The organism is Dyadobacter bucti, assembly GCF_005869225.1.
Taxonomy (GTDB): domain Bacteria; phylum Bacteroidota; class Bacteroidia; order Cytophagales; family Spirosomataceae; genus Dyadobacter; species Dyadobacter bucti.
The window spans coordinates 1-18,118 of record NZ_SWFP01000020.1; the positions used below are offsets into that span (position 1 = coordinate 1).

16 protein-coding genes and 1 pseudogene are annotated in these 18,118 nt (G+C 40.7%); 10 read left to right on the forward strand and 7 right to left on the reverse strand.

The features are described from left to right. Window positions 1-28 precede the first annotated feature (28 nt). From FBF61_RS32905 to FBF61_RS35345, 3 genes are all read right to left on the reverse strand, one after another. Window positions 29-3,415: a type ISP restriction/modification enzyme gene (locus FBF61_RS32905; RefSeq protein WP_229215337.1), complete on the reverse strand. Its 3,387-nt coding sequence runs from the start codon at window positions 3,413-3,415 to the stop codon at window positions 29-31. A 278-nt stretch (window positions 3,416-3,693) separates the two neighbouring features. Continuing rightward, window positions 3,694-3,864, reverse strand: coding sequence for a hypothetical protein (locus FBF61_RS34820; protein ID WP_166444682.1), 171 nt, complete (start codon window positions 3,862-3,864; stop codon window positions 3,694-3,696). 21 nt (window positions 3,865-3,885) lie between these two features. After that, window positions 3,886-4,017 carry a hypothetical protein gene (locus tag FBF61_RS35345; protein WP_262712848.1) on the reverse strand — a complete coding sequence of 44 codons (132 nt, stop codon included), beginning with the start codon at window positions 4,015-4,017 and terminating at the stop codon, window positions 3,886-3,888. Between the two features lie 126 nt (window positions 4,018-4,143). Between FBF61_RS35345 and FBF61_RS32910 the strand changes: the two genes are divergently transcribed. The 3 genes from FBF61_RS32910 to FBF61_RS32920 all read left to right on the forward strand — a co-directional run bounded on the left by FBF61_RS32910 (window position 4,144) and on the right by FBF61_RS32920 (window position 6,336). Beyond that, window positions 4,144-4,614 carry a hypothetical protein gene (locus FBF61_RS32910; protein WP_138485248.1) on the forward strand — a complete coding sequence of 157 codons (471 nt, stop codon included), beginning with the start codon at window positions 4,144-4,146 and terminating at the stop codon, window positions 4,612-4,614. 743 nt (window positions 4,615-5,357) lie between these two features. Next, a complete protein-coding gene (locus FBF61_RS35710; protein WP_138485249.1) occupies window positions 5,358-5,654 on the forward strand; it encodes a response regulator in 297 nt (98 codons plus the stop codon). Window positions 5,655-5,946: 292 nt separating this feature from the next. Beyond that, window positions 5,947-6,336, forward strand: a complete 390-nt coding sequence (locus FBF61_RS32920; protein WP_138485250.1) for a response regulator — start codon at window positions 5,947-5,949, stop codon at window positions 6,334-6,336. A gap of 875 nt (window positions 6,337-7,211) precedes the next feature. Here FBF61_RS32920 and bla read toward each other — a convergent pair. Both bla and FBF61_RS35785 read right to left on the reverse strand, forming a co-directional pair. Next, window positions 7,212-8,049, reverse strand: a pseudogene (bla, locus tag FBF61_RS35715) (subclass B3 metallo-beta-lactamase). Between the two features lie 1,157 nt (window positions 8,050-9,206). Beyond that, on the reverse strand, window positions 9,207-9,476 hold the full coding sequence (locus FBF61_RS35785) for an HTH-like domain-containing protein (protein ID WP_445438738.1): 270 nt from the start codon (window positions 9,474-9,476) through the stop codon (window positions 9,207-9,209). A gap of 116 nt (window positions 9,477-9,592) precedes the next feature. On the opposite strand from FBF61_RS35785, the gene FBF61_RS32930 reads away from it, so the two are divergent. Continuing rightward, window positions 9,593-10,999 (forward strand): TlpA family protein disulfide reductase, encoded by a 1,407-nt coding sequence (locus FBF61_RS32930; RefSeq protein WP_138485251.1) that lies wholly within the window; start codon window positions 9,593-9,595, stop codon window positions 10,997-10,999. A 73-nt stretch (window positions 11,000-11,072) separates the two neighbouring features. Here the strand turns inward: FBF61_RS32930 and FBF61_RS32935 are convergent, their stop codons facing one another. After that, window positions 11,073-11,681: a recombinase family protein gene (locus tag FBF61_RS32935; RefSeq protein ID WP_138485252.1), complete on the reverse strand. Its 609-nt coding sequence runs from the start codon at window positions 11,679-11,681 to the stop codon at window positions 11,073-11,075. A 172-nt stretch (window positions 11,682-11,853) separates the two neighbouring features. Between FBF61_RS32935 and FBF61_RS32940 the strand changes: the two genes are divergently transcribed. From FBF61_RS32940 to FBF61_RS32955, 4 genes are all read left to right on the forward strand, one after another. Beyond that, window positions 11,854-13,743, forward strand: a complete 1,890-nt coding sequence (locus FBF61_RS32940; protein WP_138485253.1) for a DUF4158 domain-containing protein — start codon at window positions 11,854-11,856, stop codon at window positions 13,741-13,743. Between the two features lie 5 nt (window positions 13,744-13,748). Continuing rightward, window positions 13,749-14,822, forward strand: coding sequence for a Tn3 family transposase (locus FBF61_RS32945; protein ID WP_229215340.1), 1,074 nt, complete (start codon window positions 13,749-13,751; stop codon window positions 14,820-14,822). Between the two features lie 611 nt (window positions 14,823-15,433). Beyond that, window positions 15,434-15,718 carry a hypothetical protein gene (locus FBF61_RS32950; protein WP_138485255.1) on the forward strand — a complete coding sequence of 95 codons (285 nt, stop codon included), beginning with the start codon at window positions 15,434-15,436 and terminating at the stop codon, window positions 15,716-15,718. Between the two features lie 217 nt (window positions 15,719-15,935). Beyond that, window positions 15,936-16,145, forward strand: coding sequence for a hypothetical protein (locus tag FBF61_RS32955; protein ID WP_138485256.1), 210 nt, complete (start codon window positions 15,936-15,938; stop codon window positions 16,143-16,145). Between the two features lie 568 nt (window positions 16,146-16,713). On the opposite strand, the gene FBF61_RS34825 is transcribed toward FBF61_RS32955, so the two are convergent. Next, window positions 16,714-16,968, reverse strand: coding sequence for a hypothetical protein (locus FBF61_RS34825; protein ID WP_166444683.1), 255 nt, complete (start codon window positions 16,966-16,968; stop codon window positions 16,714-16,716). 137 nt (window positions 16,969-17,105) lie between these two features. Here FBF61_RS34825 and FBF61_RS32960 point away from each other — a divergent pair, with 137 nt between their 5' ends. Beyond that, a complete protein-coding gene (locus FBF61_RS32960; protein ID WP_138485257.1) occupies window positions 17,106-17,402 on the forward strand; it encodes a hypothetical protein in 297 nt (98 codons plus the stop codon). 215 nt (window positions 17,403-17,617) lie between these two features. Further along, entirely contained in the window at window positions 17,618-18,106 is a 489-nt protein-coding gene (locus FBF61_RS32965; protein WP_138485258.1) for a hypothetical protein, read from the forward strand. Window positions 18,107-18,118 lie beyond the last annotated feature (12 nt).

Sequence of the window (18,118 nt, forward strand, 5' to 3'; positions counted from 1 at the left end):
TTAGGAAAATATGATTTCAACGATGAAATCAGGTTACAAGAGAACGGGCTACGAGCTTTGCGGCCGCCTGTCGATAAGCGTTAATTAGCAAACCGCTATTTTCCGTCCATTTGTAATGAAAACCTCTGATCCAGTCAATGGCACTTTTGCCGTTGACGATATATTCATAGGCTTTATCCGGAATGCTTTCAATCGTGATTTGACTGTTATAATAGATGGTGTTTTTCTGATCCTTTTTAGGATAACGCATTTTCTCAACTTTGAAGAATCCGCTTTCATCACCTTTCACATATACATCATCAGCCGGGGCAACTGTTTCATAATTGATATGCAAATCTGCGAGTTTTCGGCCGGCTTTGCTAAATGACCAAAAATCTTCTGTCTTTTCGACCAAAGGAAGTTTTGGAAGCATCTTTTTAAGGTCAGACGCAAACTTAACCCGGTACGTTGGAGAATGCAGGAAACCGTAAACGTAATAGAATATATCCTCCTTGCTCACCATGTTACCATACTGGCTTCTGGCGCGCTTAAAAATGAAATCAGACACTCCATCCTTTCTTACAAAGTCACTCTGCCCGTCTCCGTCGAACAATGAAGGTGCCTGGCGTTGGGTTTCTTCGTAATAGTATAATGGAAAACATTGGGAATCACCATTTAAATGAAGGTCTGGGATTAAATCGGTAATTATAACTGATAGACCTTTACTACCGCCTGGCCCCGGGACACAAATGATAAGATTCTTAGATTTTGCCGATGGAAAAAATGAATCCATTCGAGAAACTACGTTGTTGAATTCACGACTGAAATATAGTTTCTGTTTAAAAAAAGGACGATATATTGAAGTTCTTAGACTCGTTTCATAATATTCTTTTCTTCGTTTGTTAGACAAGTCGTTTACAAAGGCTCTTGACCAACTTATTTGACTGTCATCGAAATTAATAATTTGATCAGCAGTAGCACTAGGGTCATTCTCTCGTAAAACTATAAAGTCATCAATTGCTTTGTTAAAAAAGCTTATTGATTTTTTAACATTGTTGACCAAAGTAAGGGTATCGGAATTATATGCCCAAGAATCACGCGCTGTTTCTAACCCGCGACAAAATAAATTGGGTATGAAGAAGGATAATAAATTTCCTTTTTCACTTATTGCGGTAAACGTATTAAACAAATCATTTCTCTGACTTATCCAATCGCCATGTTCATTCGGATCAAGAATTTCCCATGGCATATTATCATTTGAAGTTGTTTTAAACTTTTGAATGATTTTCAATTTATCTCCTTGCGTCAGGTAATCGCCAATGTCATGGTAATGAATTGTCGCTTTCTCGCCATTTGCCTTTGGGTTTTTAATCAGGAAAGTAATAGCGATAGGTGTACGGGACCCAGATCCGAAAATTTTACCTCCTTCTTTTCTTGAAAGTTCTCCACTCGTCCTTTGGTTACCACGAAGGTTAAAAACATAAATCGACGAAAATTCTTTTTCGAGGCTTTTTCGAAAACCGGAACTTGAATTACTATCCAGCCATGCACCGTTTGAAACAAAGGCAATTATGCCGCCATGAACTTTGTCTAAACGATCAGACGACCAGCGGAATGCTTTAATGTAAGAATCGTAAAGGGAATTTTTGTTAGTGGCAGTCGTTTCCTTGGCGTATGTGGCTGCAATACGGGAATCCAATTTAACGTAACTTTGGTTTTGCGCATTGTCGTTCGCTGATTTCTGTCCAGCCGAATATGGCGGGTTTCCTATAATCACCCGTAATGGTGCTTTCTTTTGAGCTGCAACACGTTTTGAATTCTGAGGGAACATGTCAGAGAACATTTTTTCACTATCGTCCGATTCTCCTAATTGGAAAGTGTCAGTCAATACTATTCCGTCAAATGCTTCGTAACGCTCCGGGTCCTCTAATTGATCGTGAAAAGCATTTTCAATATTTACGGCCGCTATGTAATACGCAAGCAGGACAATTTCATTTGCATGAATTTCCTGTTTGTATTTGCGTTCCAGGTCACCTGGCTTTATGAGGCCACTTTGCAGCAAACGGGTTATGAAAGTGCCTGTGCCGGTAAAGGGATCAAGAATATGAATATTTTCGTCTGAAATGCTTCTGTCAAATTCCTTTTTCAGGATGTCGTTTACAGAGTGAATAATGAAATCTACAACTTCAATCGGGGTGTAAACAATACCAAGCTGCTCCACCATTTTCGGGAAAGCGGTTTTGAAAAATTTGTCATAAAGCTCAATGATGATACGCTGCTTACCGTCGGCGTTGTCTATTCCGGAAGCACGTTTTTTAACTGAATCGTAGAACTTTTGAAGTGTTTCGGATTCTTTTTCAAGTGAGCTAGCATCCAAGAGATCCATCATGGTTTGCATGCTTTTCGAAATCGGATTGTTTTTTACAAACGAATACCCTTCAAACAAAGCATCAAAAACCGGCTTGGTGATGATGTGCTGGGAAAGCATTTCAATTGCCTGGTTTTGAGAAATGCTTGGATTGATGTTTTTCTGCAAACCTGCCAGAAATTGGAGAAAGGCTGTTTTGTGTTCACCTTCTGTTTTAATCAGATTTGAGATCCGTTCCATCTGTCGCTCGGCAATGAGGGCCACATCTTTTGCCCACTTTTCCCAATATACCCGGTCACCAACTTTCTCAACTAATCGCGCATAGAATACACCTTGTAATTCCTGAAACTGGATCCCTAGCTGGCGGCCAGCTGCGGCGCGAACTGTTTCGGATGTTGAAGGTGTTCCATTCTGCTGGGTTGTCGATTCGGTATCTTCACTGGTCGCACCTGGTCCACCTACAATGATTTGCGGCGGCGGTGTTTTATTGAGATCAATCTTATTTACGATGGCATTGAAACGGTCGTCATGTGCACGTAAGGCATTTAATACCGTCCACACTACTTTATAACGTTGGTTGTCGTCCATGGCACGCGCTGCGTCCACATTGGAAGGAACCACAACCGGGATAATGATATAGCCGTATTTCTTACCAGGTGAAATACGCATTACCCGGCCAACGGACTGCACCACATCAACCTCGGAATTACGAGCCGATAAAAACATGACTGCATCCAGAGAAGGAACGTCAACACCTTCACTCAGGCAACGAACGTTGGTAAGAACCCGGCATTCTGAGGCGTCTGTACTACCTGCTTTTAACCAGGTAAGTAACTTATCCCGTTCAGGCGCTGCCATGGTGCCGTCAACGTGTTCAGAGGCAACCAATACAGTCTCATTCCTTTTATTTGCCGTTAGCGTATCCCGGTAAACACCAGTTGCTGAGTTAAAAGAACCCGTTATATTTTTTGAGGCTACGATGCTTTGGCAAAAGGCAACAGCCCGGTGCATTGGGTTGGGATCTGTTTCTTTTATGATTCCAAAATCACCAAGCACCTGTTTCGACAATGCATTGATACAACCAATCAGCTTTGAAATATCATCCGTGCCAATTTCGGGTTAAATTAAAAGTTAGAACCAAAAGTACCACGGGTTTCGCGTAGCTAAATTACCTGGCTTATATCATCTGTATTCAAATCTCAGCGCCATCTTTAAAGATGTTATCAAGATTCTGCCATTAAAGTGCTGTAGATAGACTTACAAGATTTTTTTGCCAAAAGTTAATTATTGTAAAAAGTGCCATACAAGCTTCCTAATAGGGGCAACGGTACATTATGTACAATCTTTTAATCTAACCGTACCTTGCCTTCGATCCATCGGGTAACGACCGAGCCGGATACAGTTTCGAGGTCATAGAAATAAAAACCTGACAACAGGGCTGATTGCGCGGCTGTTACGTTGATTGTGATTTTGCCGTCAACTTGCACCAGCGTCAGGCCGCCGTTTTCAGTGGTCAAGGAAAGATCGGATGCCGACTGTCATTTAGTCCGGCGTAATTGCATGCGCGCGCTGAAACCGGTGAAATTGATAGGAACGCCGTACTGTGCAAAGGTTAATTCGCGGTTCCACGTTGTACCTTGATCAATGCTGAAATCGTAGTTTTCTGCCATGCCTACCCCTGTTTCTGGCTGATTAGAACAGGGCTGGCGTGGATGTAAAATGAATTCTACTTTTACATATGTTTAATTAGCTTTTTGTTTTTATTTTCGCCGCATACCAAAAACCTCTATCACTTTATGAATTCCTACAGGCTCATTTCCATTCCCTTGTTATCACTTATTGTTTTTTTAACCTTTGGCTGTGGCAGCCCTTCCAAAAGTGTCTCTGAAAATTCGAATGCTATTACAAATGAAGAGATCAGCGGAGAATATAAAGGATCAATTTCAATAGATGATGGGGATTATATATCTGCAATAAAGATGGAAATCAAAGAAAACGGAACTTTCACCGCACAACGATTCGTAAATGGAAAAGAGAAAGAAATGTTTGCCGGAAGCTATAAAACAATAGTTGAAAAAATTGTCACTAAAGATTCTTATGGAAAAGATACAACTCCAACATATTTTCACACTGTTAACTTCATAACTAATGATAAAAATCCCCAATCCACTTATATCATAAATGATGGGTACAAGACGAAAGGCTTATCGCTCGCTGCCTTTCACAGCTATTTAGATCATGAAATAGAATTAAATCGTGTGGAATAAACTTACTGCGATACACTAACGCTTAAAGTGTTCTCTCCTAACGTCAAGCCTGTGAAGAGAAGGCTTTCTCTCAGAGCGTCTGTATCACTCACGCGTGGTCAGATGTTCTAGAATCATATATCCGCCCAGGCGTCGTGTCAAAAGAAATGTGTGGATTCGGGAACTTTTTAGGATAAATGCCTATTAATCCTGTATCCCGTCATAGGTTTAATGGATTTCACCAGCTCAAAAGAGATATTGTCTTTTTTTGGCGATTTGAAAGAATCGCATGAAATCCTCATGTTCATATTGGCTGGTTTAGCCTGTCTGTTTGGCTATTTTACTAAGTCGAAGGACAAGAATGCGCGCAAATCTAGCAGCGTTATTAACAACTACCACAACTGCATCATTATTAATAATAACACACCTTTGCCTAGTAGTAACATGCCTAAGCACTTCATTAACAGCAGTATTATCAAGAGTAGTATAAACAAAAGACGACGAAAAAGGTAACCATAATGGCATCTTCAAGGCATTAGTACACCCTCAAGTAACGCTAACAACAACGATATCAGAGCATAAAGAAAAATAACAAATCACAAAATACGTATATAGTAATACGTTCAAATTGCTACATAGATTTCGAACTGGTATCGAGGCTTTTTTAATACATCAAACCCCAACCATCCCCACGCGACCAATCCCCCGCTTGACGATCGGATAAAGCTTCGTGATCACGTCCTGACTTCTTATCAGGCTCACCCTTGTCGTCCCAGATCTCGAAGAATTTAAGCATTTTCATCCTTGGTGAGTTTGTCAATGGGGACACGCTGTTTGAATGGCTAGAAAAAAATCGTCAGGGATTGCCGGACATAATTCTCTCGGATTTGAACATGCCGGGCAAAAATGGTTATGACATCTTATCTTTTATTAACTCAGAGCCTGATTTGGGGTGCATCCCTGTTATCATTACGTCTACATCACCTGTCATCGCAGTCCGAGAAAAATGTCTTTCAAATGGGTGCCATGGAATACATGGTCAAGCCGGAAATCTTCACTGACTACCATGCATATATGAAAACGCTCTACCAGAAATTAGAGGCTCTTTGTTAAGTGATATCTCTAATTTTAAACTGTCTGTTGTTATGTGATACTTACACCTACGGGATACTTGCATAACTATCAAAAAATATTAGGGTTTGGTCAGGCTACCTTGTGTAAAATCATCCTAATCTCGTCAGTTATAGTAAGATGCTGTGCATTCTGTAAAACTAAATCTCTGTACTTTCTTGCGATATTCCATTGAATTTCATAATTTTCTATGTTATAGTACCATCTCTGACACAACTAACCATGGACACTACGAAAACCATTTACATTGTGGACGATGACGAAGATGACATGCTTGTCATTAGAGAAGCTATTGCAGATTTAAATTTGACAGCTAATGTATATTTCGCCTATAATGGCAGCCAACTTTTGGAGATGTTAAGCAAGGAAGTTGAAAATGGCTTAATTTTAGTTGACATGAATATGCCTGGAATGAACGGGATTGAGATACTACAAACTGTTTATGCTAACCCAGACTTCAAACATTTACGTTCAATCCTTACATCGACCAGTAGTAGCACTGAGTTAAAACAACGGGCTCTAGAATCTGGGGCGATGCAATTCATCTGTAAGCCTTCCAAGTATGATGGATACATTAAGTTGATGAACGACATTTTTTACAAATGCTTTTGAAGAGTCGATAATCAAGTTGCTTGGCATTGTTAGCCGCGTGCAATCTAATAGATCGATCCTGGACGTTTTGCTGGCTTCTCGATGTAGCTACGTAAGTTGTGTCAGTAAAGAATAGACCATTAATCATGATCATGGAAAGTTTCGCAACATATTATAGAAACCGGGAGTTGATCCGATATAATTCAGCAATCGTGTCTGATATTAGAGCAAAAGGAACCGAATTGAAGCAAAGAATGAATGTGCTGTTCAGGCGCTTGGACAAATTGGAAGAAATGTTGCAGGCATGTAGGGTTTCTAAATAGTCGGTTGACAGGCCGTAAATTGAGAATTTACAGCACCTATCGCTATGCGTTTTTGTGAACGGCATATAAAAGTGCTCTTTACTTGCACTGTCCTAAAAGTTTGCACCAAAAGGCCCTTTCCTCTTGTTCTGTGTTCCTCACTTAAAATTTGTTAGAAGATTCGAAAGGGTCATTAGCATGAAACTTGTGCATCCGTCTAGCAAAAAAATGTTTATAAACCTGACGTGTAACTAGAATCGTTAGTAAATATGAGAGTCGCAAATAACTCTCCGTAGTAGGATACAAATTCAGATCATGGGTAACATTACTTTGGCGTCAGTTTTATTAATGGTTAACAGGTCAACCGTCCAAGGTGCCTCCCCTACTCTATGCCTATGGTTCACAGGTCAACCAATTTGCCCTTGAATGTAGGTAATTGTCAAAAATACCCGAGGTTTTACAAAACTTATGAATGCTTTGAATTGGTAAGTTTTAACAATGCCGTTTTCAATGAGCGAAACCTTTTCAATAAAACAGTAAACTACTTCTTTAGAAAGCCGTTTACAAAAGTGTGGGAATGATTTGTCCGAATTACTATTTCTCTTTCAGCTTCTCATGGTAACGCTTCTCAAGCCAGGCCATCAGATCGTCGTATCCTTTTCGGTCTGAGAAAGCATCTGGATTGTAGCTGTCGCCTTCCTTCCGCTTTTTCTCTAGGCCAAACTGCCCGGCATGCGATGCCACCCAGAGGTCAAAATCTAGCTTTTTCATGGCGTCGATGGTGTAGCCGTAATCTTTCGCTACATCTGAATATCCCGGCATACCGGATAATTTCGTTTCGTCCAGAATCCCGGGAAAATTGGCAATCAGAACCTTATAGGAGCGGTTGTTATCCTTTACAGTCAATAAAAAACTATTGGCACCAGGTGTATGGCCGGGATGGTGAAGGACCGTCAACGCGGCATCTTCCAAACGAACAACCTCCTGATCCTTCAATATACGATCCGCCTTCACGGGCTCGAACGTGGCACCATATTCACCCAGCACATAATCTGAAGCACCACCGTCTGCAAGCGCTTTCGCATCCCGGGCATTGTATCATCATTTTAGCACCTGTCTCCTTTTTTATCGCCGCCATCCCCGCGACGTGGTCATAATGGGCATGTGTGGCCAGTAATATCTTAATATCAGAAAACTTAAAACCTAGACTAGTGATATGCTTTTTTATCAACGGAACGGATTCTTCCAAACCCGTATTGATCAGGACATGGCCTTTTGGCGTTGTGACTAAGTAACAGGCCAAGTCGGCTGTACCGACATAATACAGATTACCGGCAATACGAAACGGTTGATAATCACGGCTCCAGATTTCCTGGTTAAAGGGCAGTTTGTACTTTTGAGCATGTGTAAAAGCAGGAGAAAATAACAACATCGCCAGGCGACGTTTCTGGTCAGTTTGGATTGAAAAAGCATAACGGGAAAGTATGCCCGAAATTAAGTAACTGTTTTCTGCCAAGCAACACGAATTCGTCCGTTGGCCCCTTCTCCTTGTACTATCCCAAGAACTTCGCCTGAATTCGCCCTTCCCCTCTTATTCTGTGTTTCTCATTTAACATATCATTTAGTTATACAATGATTGCAGAATGGGTTAAGAGATAAGATAGTAACCGGTTATTAAAAACCGTCACCTCCTTTATGTTTTTCTAGCAGTTTTTATCCATCATAAGGCAGTATCCCGAATTTTTGAATTAATTATTGGCTTTGTAAATAGATATCGTGTGATACACAATGACAGAAAGGAACAGAAACTTCATTCTTATAGTGAACTATTCTTGAAATATCCTTAAAAAAAAACAAGGATTAAAGTGTAAGAATGACACTATGCCGATACACTAAACAAAGCCGTGGCCTTTTTTGCACTTTCTTTTAATTTAACCCTTAAAAGGATTATTTACAATACATATGTTGGCTTATCTCCTGTTCTTTGTAAACTTTAACTAAAAAATGTTCATTAGATCCTTTATAATGAACTATTTACCGCTATTGTTAGTAATTGTGTCCAGATTTGAAATCCGTCGGAAAATGCTAAGGATATCAATCTGTCAAGTGAAAATATTAGAACAAAATTAGAATTGATTCAAACGTTCTAAATCACTCAGCCATAACATATAGTTAACATTTAGGTAACATTGAAATTCTACTTTTGTGACAAATAAAGACATCATAAAGGCATGACAACCAGCGTATTACGTCCAAATCAAGAATCCTTGGTTGTAAAACGAAATAATAACCTGGTTGTAAAATCAAAACAAAAAAGTGCGAGTAAAAAAGTTTTAAAGAAGATTGGAAAGATTTCTGCTTACGTCACAGTCATTTCCACATTTTTTGGAAGTATTTCGGGAGTGATCAGTACTATCATTGAAGTATTGAAATCGTTAGGTTTCCTTAAATAATATTGCCCCTCACTGAGTAGAATCAGTGGGGATTGCTAATTATTGGTTCTGTTTATCGCTATTGCCTCCGTGGCTGACATTCAAAAGGTGTTCGATCGTAATATCCGAAGGGTATATCAATGAAGAGTTTTTGAGGTCACTTTCGGCGCTGGACAAATTTGGACAAGTTGACGCCTTTGTTCAATTCTACCCTGAGAGATGAAGCTATACCCGCTGCCTCAATAACATCTGTGATACCGACAGCCGATATATCTTCAGCATGATCGATGCCAAATAGATGAATATTTACTACCTGGCCGCCACGAGGTGCATTATGGGGTTCTTTTAGTAAATGGACATAGAATGGCGCTAAGGAATTTTCATTACCTTGTTTGTTCTGATTGCTCTTAACATCGACTAAGTAAATCTCGAATTAATTAGTTTATAACTAATAGGTTATAACTTTTACATAATGCACTTTGAAGCAGGGTATCTAATTGAGACGGCAGGTAAGTTTTAAAATCACTGAACTGTAAACCATTTATGAAAAAGATAGTATTATCAAGCCTTGGTTTTTTTCTTCTTCTATGTTGTGCCCAGGCTCAGAAACCTGAATTGCCAAAATTATCTGCGAGCGATTACTTCAACAACTTTCAAAGATTTACTAATGAGAGTCCAAATATAAATGCGGCATTTGCCAATGTTCAAAAATTAGCATCAAATCCAGAATATGAACAATCTGCAACTTTTCTAATTCATAATAGCTTCGCACAGGATTTTGTTCAACGACCAAGCGATGACGAAGCCCAGAAGGTAAGCCGTGCAAAACGAAGATTGATTTCTAGGCCAATTCTTGATAAAATGGTCTTAGATACCTCGGTACTTTTGAAGCAACAAATACAACCTTTGTTTTTGCTAATCAAAGTTCAAGAAGCTGCAAACGATATAGAACAGTTAGCCAGGCTGACAGAGGAATTCATTAACTTAGAACTTGATGGACGTGATATTTACCGTTATCGTGCTGGCAGATATGGTTTGAATATCCTGAATGTCATACGGAGACATTCCGAACTAAGCGAATTGTCACTAAGACTAACGAATAAACTGGAAGCCAGCCTTCGCCAAGGACAAGTAGTTGTCACTGACTCGTCCAGCAGAGCCGATCTGGATAAACGGGCGTGGTTCCGGTTTCTGTTTGCCAGCGTTAATTTTTTGAAATCAGAACAAATGACTGATCGCCGGCGAAAAGAAACCCTTTTGAAAGTAGCATTTGAATACAGTCCTGATCTTATTGACAAAAACCATCAATCCGGATATTTCTATGACATGGTAATGCTTTGGGGGCATGGAAAAGAAGGATTTCAGGATGATTATTTACAGTTTATCACTGCCAGTACGGATAAAAAGCAAGTCATGGAGACACTGTTAAAGACGGCACTTGTGGAACCTTCGTATAAGGAAAAATTAAGAGCTGTTCACGAGGAATTGATGCCAGGTACAAGCTTCGGTGACTATTGGAAAAAAGGAATTGACGCGTCTGCTGTTAAAGCCCCTCCGATTACGCTGACGCTTATGGCTAAAAAACCGTTTTCGAGTAAGTCATATTCAGGCCAATGGATATTAGTTGATTTCTGGGGAACCTGGTGTAAGCCATGCCGCGAGGAACATCCGGCTTTGCAGAAATTTTATGATTCGACAACCGTCCAGCAGTCGAAAAACATAACGCTTCTGACCGTTGCCAGCCGGGATACAGAGCAGAAGGTTACAGCCTATATGACAAAAATGAAGTACTCGTTTCCGGTTGCAATGTCGGATAACAAGATTGAAAGATTATTCAAGGTTCAAGGCTATCCGACAAAAATATTGATTACTCCAACCGGTAAGTACATCACCGTACCATTTGGAGTAGATTGGGTTAGTTTCGTAAATAAATATGTGGAAGCGAACTAAGTTAATGATGTTATCATCAAGCATTTGGGTTAAATTAAGGAAGGGAGAAGAGCCATTGCGCGGTAAGGTATTTTCAATCATCTTTTCGGCTGGGACGCTCAATTGATTTTATGATAACCCCGGCATGACGAAGCACTTTGTAAAATGTCCTACGACTACCAATCTGAAATGAGTTCATGATTTCAGTTGTCGACTGTTGACCTAATTCATAAAGATTCTTCACCGATGGCGCCATCCTCTGATATTTAACAGCTAATCCTTTGGGCCTGCCACCTTTCCTTCCACGCGCCCTAGCTGAATCCAGACCGGCCCTTGTCCGTTGCACAATAACATTACGTTCATGCTCAGCAAGTGCACAGAATATTTGAAATACCAGAAGCCCACCAGGTGAAGTGGTATCAATGGGATCGTTAAGCGATACCAAATGAATATCCTTCTTACCGAGATCTTCAACCAGTTCAATCAGCCCACGTGTAGACCGTCCCAAACGGTCGAGTTTCCAGATCACAATGGTATCGCCTTTGCGTAAAAAGCCCATCATCAATTCGAACTCCGGTTTGTTAGCCTTCATCCCGGATATTTTATCTTCATAAATCTTTTCGCAACCCGCCAGACGCAATGCATCGGTTTGAGAATCCAATGTCTGTTCCTGGGTGCTGACCCTTGCATATCCTACTCGCATTAATTTGTGCTGTTTTGTATCTGTTACTTACCAGAATGCAATATACGGTACATTCATAAAGTAGATAAGTTTCGGATACAACTTTTTTATCAGGTTTAGCATCTTTTTAACTTAAAGGGAGCTGTACCTATAAACGAACGTTTTTTAGCCACCGCCCCGGCGGACCAAAATTATGCCCGCTGAATTTCTTTCCGGCCAGGAACGCGAACGTTATCAGAGCATCCCGTCCAATTTATCGCAAGAGGATTTAACCCGTTATTGTTTTCTCTCCAACACGGACCGCCAGCTGATATCCGGTATGCGGCGAGACCACAACCGTTTAGGTTTTGCTTTGCAGTTAACGATACTTCGGCTCATGAACCACCTTCCCCAAGAATGGTACAGGAAAGTGCCGGATAATCTGGTTAGTTATGTCGCACGGCAGCTGGACATCAACGATCCGGCAATCCTTATTAATTATGGAAATAGGGAAAAAACGATCTCAGAACATTTATACACAATCCTTTTATATTTGAAACGAAGACGATGGCAACCGCTTATTGATACAATCCCATTAGAGAAATGGCTCTTAGAGCGAGCATTGGAACACGATAACGAACACGTATTGTTATCTCTGGCCTGTGACTGGCTACGAGAAGAATTAATTTTAAGGCCGGCCATTATTGAACTGGAGCGGCTAGTTGTTTCCCTGGCTGATTTGGTTCATCAGGAAACTTACAAGCGCCTGTCATCATTGCTAACAAATTCGTTCAAAGAAAATTTGGACAATCTTCTGGTAGTAGACAAGGTTTTCAAAACGACGCCGCATAACTGGCTTTCGAAACCTCCGGTGAGCCCTACTGCAAACCAGATTAAGCTAATGTTGCACAAACGCCAATACCTGACCCAGCTCGATATTGAAAAATGGGATACCAGTAGCCTTCATCCTAACCGCCGTAAAAGGCTCGCGGTTTTAGCCCGGAGCAAAACCAACCAGGCATTGATCCGGATGTCCGATACAAAACGCTATCCCATGCTTGTCGCCTTTTGTCTAGAGGCATACATTACACTAACTGATTACATTATAAAGCTTTTTGATGAATACTGGGAAGACATATCCGGTCAATCAGTACGTGAGCTGACCGAATACCAATTAAAGCAAGTTAAGTCCAGGGACGGTGCACTTATAACTTTGGGAAAGGCTGCCGAACCCATTGTAGATGAAATCAATATTCCGGCTGCCGAATTAAGGGCGCGTATATATGCCAGCGTATCCAGAAGCGAATTGATTGAAGCCATTGACATTATGCAAATGCTGACAAGGCAAGGGCCGCGTACTTTTCATCACTTTCTTATTAGCCGATATCGGGTCATTAAATCATTTTCTGCCGGTTTTTTAGATGCACTCACTTTTGAGCATGCCTTTGCAGGAGATGATTTTGAGCAGGCACTTCAATTGATAGGTGATTGGCAAACAGGACGAAAGAGAAAGAACCCGAAAGAACTACCTATGAAATTTATGCTTCCATCTTGGAAGTCGTTTGTTGAGCCGGTAAAAGGCGAAATAGACCGTCCTGCTTACGAATTAAGTGTCCTTGCCAGGCTCCGTGACCGGTTGCGTTCGGGTGATGTTTATGTTAACCATTCCAGAAAATATGCAAGTCCTGATACTTACTTGATTCCGGAAGCGAACTGGAAGGCACACAGGACCGAATTGCTAACCTATCTAGGTTATAAGGATGCAACCCCTTACCGGTTAGAAGAGCAAATTTCGGAACTGGAATCACATTTGCCGTTGATGGAACAGATACTGGCAGACGGCGGTGATATCCGTCTGGACGATGATGGGGAATTGGTAGTAACACCCTTAAAAGCAGACGATATACCAGAATCGGTAAAAGCGCTCCGGGCAGCGGTCGACCGGTTATTGCCGCGCGTAGAATTAACGGATCTTCTGGTTGAAGTAGACAATTGGACAGGGTTTTCCAGTGAGTTGACAGGCTTGGAAAATGAATCCAGGAGTAAGACCACCAGGCATTATTGTATGCAGCACTTTTGGCAGGAGCCTGTAATATTCCATTAACTGAAATGGCTCAAAGTGCAGGACTTGACTACCAGACGCTTTGGTGGGTGTCTACCAATTACATCAGGGAAGAAACACTTAAACGGGCCACGGTCCGGCTGGTTAATTATCAGCACGAACTTTGGCTGTCATCTTATTGGGGCAGTGGAATGTTGTCTTCTTCTGATGGACAACGATTCCCTGTAAGCGGCAAAATCCGTAATGCACAGTCCATTCCGCGTTATTACGGTTACGGCAAAGGTTATACGCTTATTACGCATACGTCCGACCAATATGCACAATACGGAAGCAGATCCGTTCCATCAACAATCCGGGATGCCACTTATGTACTGGATGAAATATTGGGTAACGAAACAGATTTGGAAATTATAGAGCACACCACGGACACAGGTGGTTATACCGATATTATTTTTGCGTTATTCGATTTATTAGGGTTACTATTTTCACCTAGGTTGCGTGACCTTGCAAACCAAAGCCTGTGCCGGATTAAGGGGATGGATTTACAGTATCCTTCACTTAAATTCACCTCCAATTTCCGTCCAGAATATGTCCGGGCCAGGTGGGATAATTTATTACGGGTTGCGGCCACACTAAAAAGTGGTTGGGTTACATCATCGCTTATGATCAGTAAATTACAAGGATATCCACGGCAGCACCATTTGACTGCACTTCTACAAGAATATGGCAAACTGGTTAAAACGACCTTCATACTACGATATTTACAAAGTCAACCGTTGCGCCGGCGTATTCATGCACAGCTTAACAAGGGTGAACAGCTGCATGCACTTCGCGCCTGGCTTTGGTTTGGTGGCGATGGGCATCTCAGGCGAAAACAGGAAGACGCCCAACAAGAAACTGCGGGTTGTTTAAACGTTCTGACAAACCTGGTTGTGGTTTGGAATACGGTTTATACACAGGAAGTACTTAAAAGGCATCAGGCGGAAGGCAATCTGGTCGATGAAAGTGATTTTGAACATCTTTCTCCGGCCAGATACGCACACATTAATCGATTAGGTCGTTACACTTTTCAGAAAGTAGAGCAATTTGAGGATAACGGCTTACGCCCATTGAGGACGTAAATCACTTAACGCTATTTTTTGTCCATTTACTAAAAGAACCCCATTATCATAAGAGTCTTTCAGAAGAGCGCCCAATTCTTTTGCTGTTAACATTTGATTAGTGTTTAAGGTTAAACAAATGTAGTAAAATATTGTAGCTACAATATAGAATACTAAATAATAATTATTTATTTGCGAATAACGTCGTCAAACATTTATAGCCTGTGAGTAACTGACAAGCAATTAATCCGACTGCCACATACTGAGATTGTAATTTGAGTAAAATAGAATATCACGGGTTTTTTTACAAAAAATTCAATGGAAAACGGCTGGGTACTTTTAATCGTATGCGCAATAGTAGGGTACTTTGTTGATCTATTTCTATATCGTGTTGTGAAGATTAATTGGAGTCGTTATGATCTGAAACAGGGGTATGACGGTTGTTTAGGAACAGCTATTACCGCTATCATAATAATTATCGGCATAATAGTATGGCTCAAATTAAATCGGCCTTAGAAGTGTCTTGCGACCAGCGAGCGAGAGGAGCAACCCTACCGCCACAAAGTCAATTATAACGGAGAGATAGTAGATGTCAAGCGGTTCTGTATTTTATGCTCAAAACCTACTCTATCATGGAAGAAAACAAGTCAAACAGTTCAGTTGATGTAATGAAAAGGATTGATGACTTTTTCAAAAAGTTAAATCCGGTGGAAAAGAAAGTTGCAACATTTATCCCGCCAATCATACTTTTTATCGTCTTTTACAAACTAGCCGAAAGTTATGACGAAGAGAGATTCTGGCCAGGCTCAGGAGATGCGTTTGATATGGCGGATACTTGGTGGGTCTGGATAATATATCTTTTGATCATTGGTTTTTTGTTGTTGAAAATACATAATCAACCAGACACTAAATCGTAAGCAGATACACCGCAATAACCCTATCCGCTTGTTCCCTGCTCTTCAGTTTCTCCCCGCCCGTCAAGAACTTATATAGCCGGTTGGTTTACTCGTCGTGCATGAAATAGTATTGCGATCCTTCCTTGCTGTAAATCTTGCATATTTGTAAACTTTTCCTGAGATATAAATTTTTAACAGGTTGATAGTCAATTTGTTAAAATAGTTTTTTGTAAAACTTTTGAAATTTCTGTTTGCGAATACTAACCAAAATGATGTTATTCAAGCCTTAAATCTAGAACACATGCAAACGAGCATGAAAAAAGGAAGTCCCAATCCTGAAAATGGATTAAAACTTCCTCCTGAAAAGGTTCTAGGTATTGTTGCTGGTGTGATTACACTTCTTGCCGCCGTCGTAAAGTTGCTTGAAGCGTTACACCTGATACCTTAGAACAGCCCCCTGTTGAGCCATACGATGGTTCCGGGGGGTATTTTTTTATGTTGCCCGTTTGAATTGGTAGCAAGGTTTCCAAATTTAGTCAATAGGTTTAGACAAATAAAAGAAACTGTAAAAAAAATCATAAATAAAATTGTAAACCGTCGCACGGCATTTGCACGAGCCAGCACGCAGATTACACGATATCAGCACGGCAAATTCACGGGGAGGCAGTATAGTGTTAAATCTGGGAAATTTAATATGGTGTGTAGAAGCTCACAAGCCCGATGTTCAATTATAAACGACGGTTTAGACGCAGCTACTGAGCAGGCAGTAGGAGAGCAGGCCAACCGTCAAACCTGCTGTGTCAATTATGACACCGGTTTGCTATTTTGTCCAGCAAGATCTTCTCTCATATTCCCATACGCTTTTGCCAGGTATGCAATCAATGTTGGTATTTCATCCAGCGGGATGCTTGGATTTGTACGGCTGCGCTTGCCTTCGAGAATGTGAGCTATGCTGAGGATGACGACACCGTCATGCGGAAAATGTCAGCGAAATACAAAGACTGAAAGGTGAAATCCTAAAACTGATACTTCTGTTTCATCGCGTCCAAAAGTTGACCCAGCTCGTGAATTAGATGATATGCTCCCACAGGCCGGGCGCCGCTATGTCCTTCCCTACGCGGTTTAGAAACTTCATCAGCTAATTTCTGAACTTCTTCATTTAACGAGATTAGCTGCCTGGCATCATTCATTAGCAAAGAATGTTCAACATTAGGCTTTTTCCCCTCTTGGTATAGCCTTGCTAAAACGAGATATGAGTTGGTAATTGTCATTGTATGAAATGATTTAGTTTATCAAATATAATTGTTATACTAATAATTGTTATTTGTTTTAGAAGACATATTTTTCCAAAGTGCTTCAGCACACTTTTTGATATTTAAGATCACAACATTTTGATAGTTTTGGGATCATGAAAAGGAATCATTCCATTACCGCCCACGCCATACATAGCCGGTTGCAGATGATCCGGAACAAGATCCAGATTTCACCTGCAATGTTTCCGTCTGACATTGTGAGCTTCAATCAAAAATACTTTGATAAGGCTGGTGAATCAGTTGAAAAATATCACAGCCATACATGCAATAAGCTTAACTATTATGAAGCGGCTGAACTGTTTCTGGCAGCCTATCTGGGCGATGATAGAACAATTGAAAAACAGCCGATCTGGACGGCGCACAAAAACGATTTCTATGTGGGGTTCTTTTAGCAAACGGGCAAAGAATTACGCTAAGGGTTTTTGCTCTTTACGGGCAGAACGGTCAACGGGCTTGATGATCACTCCGTGGTCAATTAACCCCTGCTGATGGGCGGGGACAGGTATATAGTCTTACATGGAGAAATCTTATTAATCGGCTAGATTTGGCTTCAATGAACCGCATAAATTTTTAATTTTACTGATTGTCACCCATCTCTATCAAACTTATGAAACAACTGCTATTGAGCATTCTGCTATCAATTTTCCTTCTTATTTCGCACTGTTCATTTGGACAGGAAAAAGGACCAGAATTTAAAGTAATAAAAACAGGTTCCTATAGCCAAACTCTACGTACAACATCATATTGCTTAGAAATAGTAGCCCAAGATTACAATCCCAATAGCGTTGACCATTGGAAAGCTCTTGTTAAGTATGTCAACGAATTTGATCCGCAGACAAAGAGCGAAGCCACAATTCACTTTGCATTTTATGATACCTGGATTAAGACGGACGCTTGTTCATGTAATTTTGACGCAGGTGATGGATGTGAAAGTACATACAGATCAAATCTAATTGCTTCTGGATCTATTTCGCCCCAAATTAATGGTAATCGAACGGGTTCTATTAATCTGAATGGTCGGTATAGAATGGATGAAAGCACTGGACCAAAACCAGTGACAACCGGAGGGGTTTGGTCTGTCAATCTTAAATTTTAACACTCTGCTTGC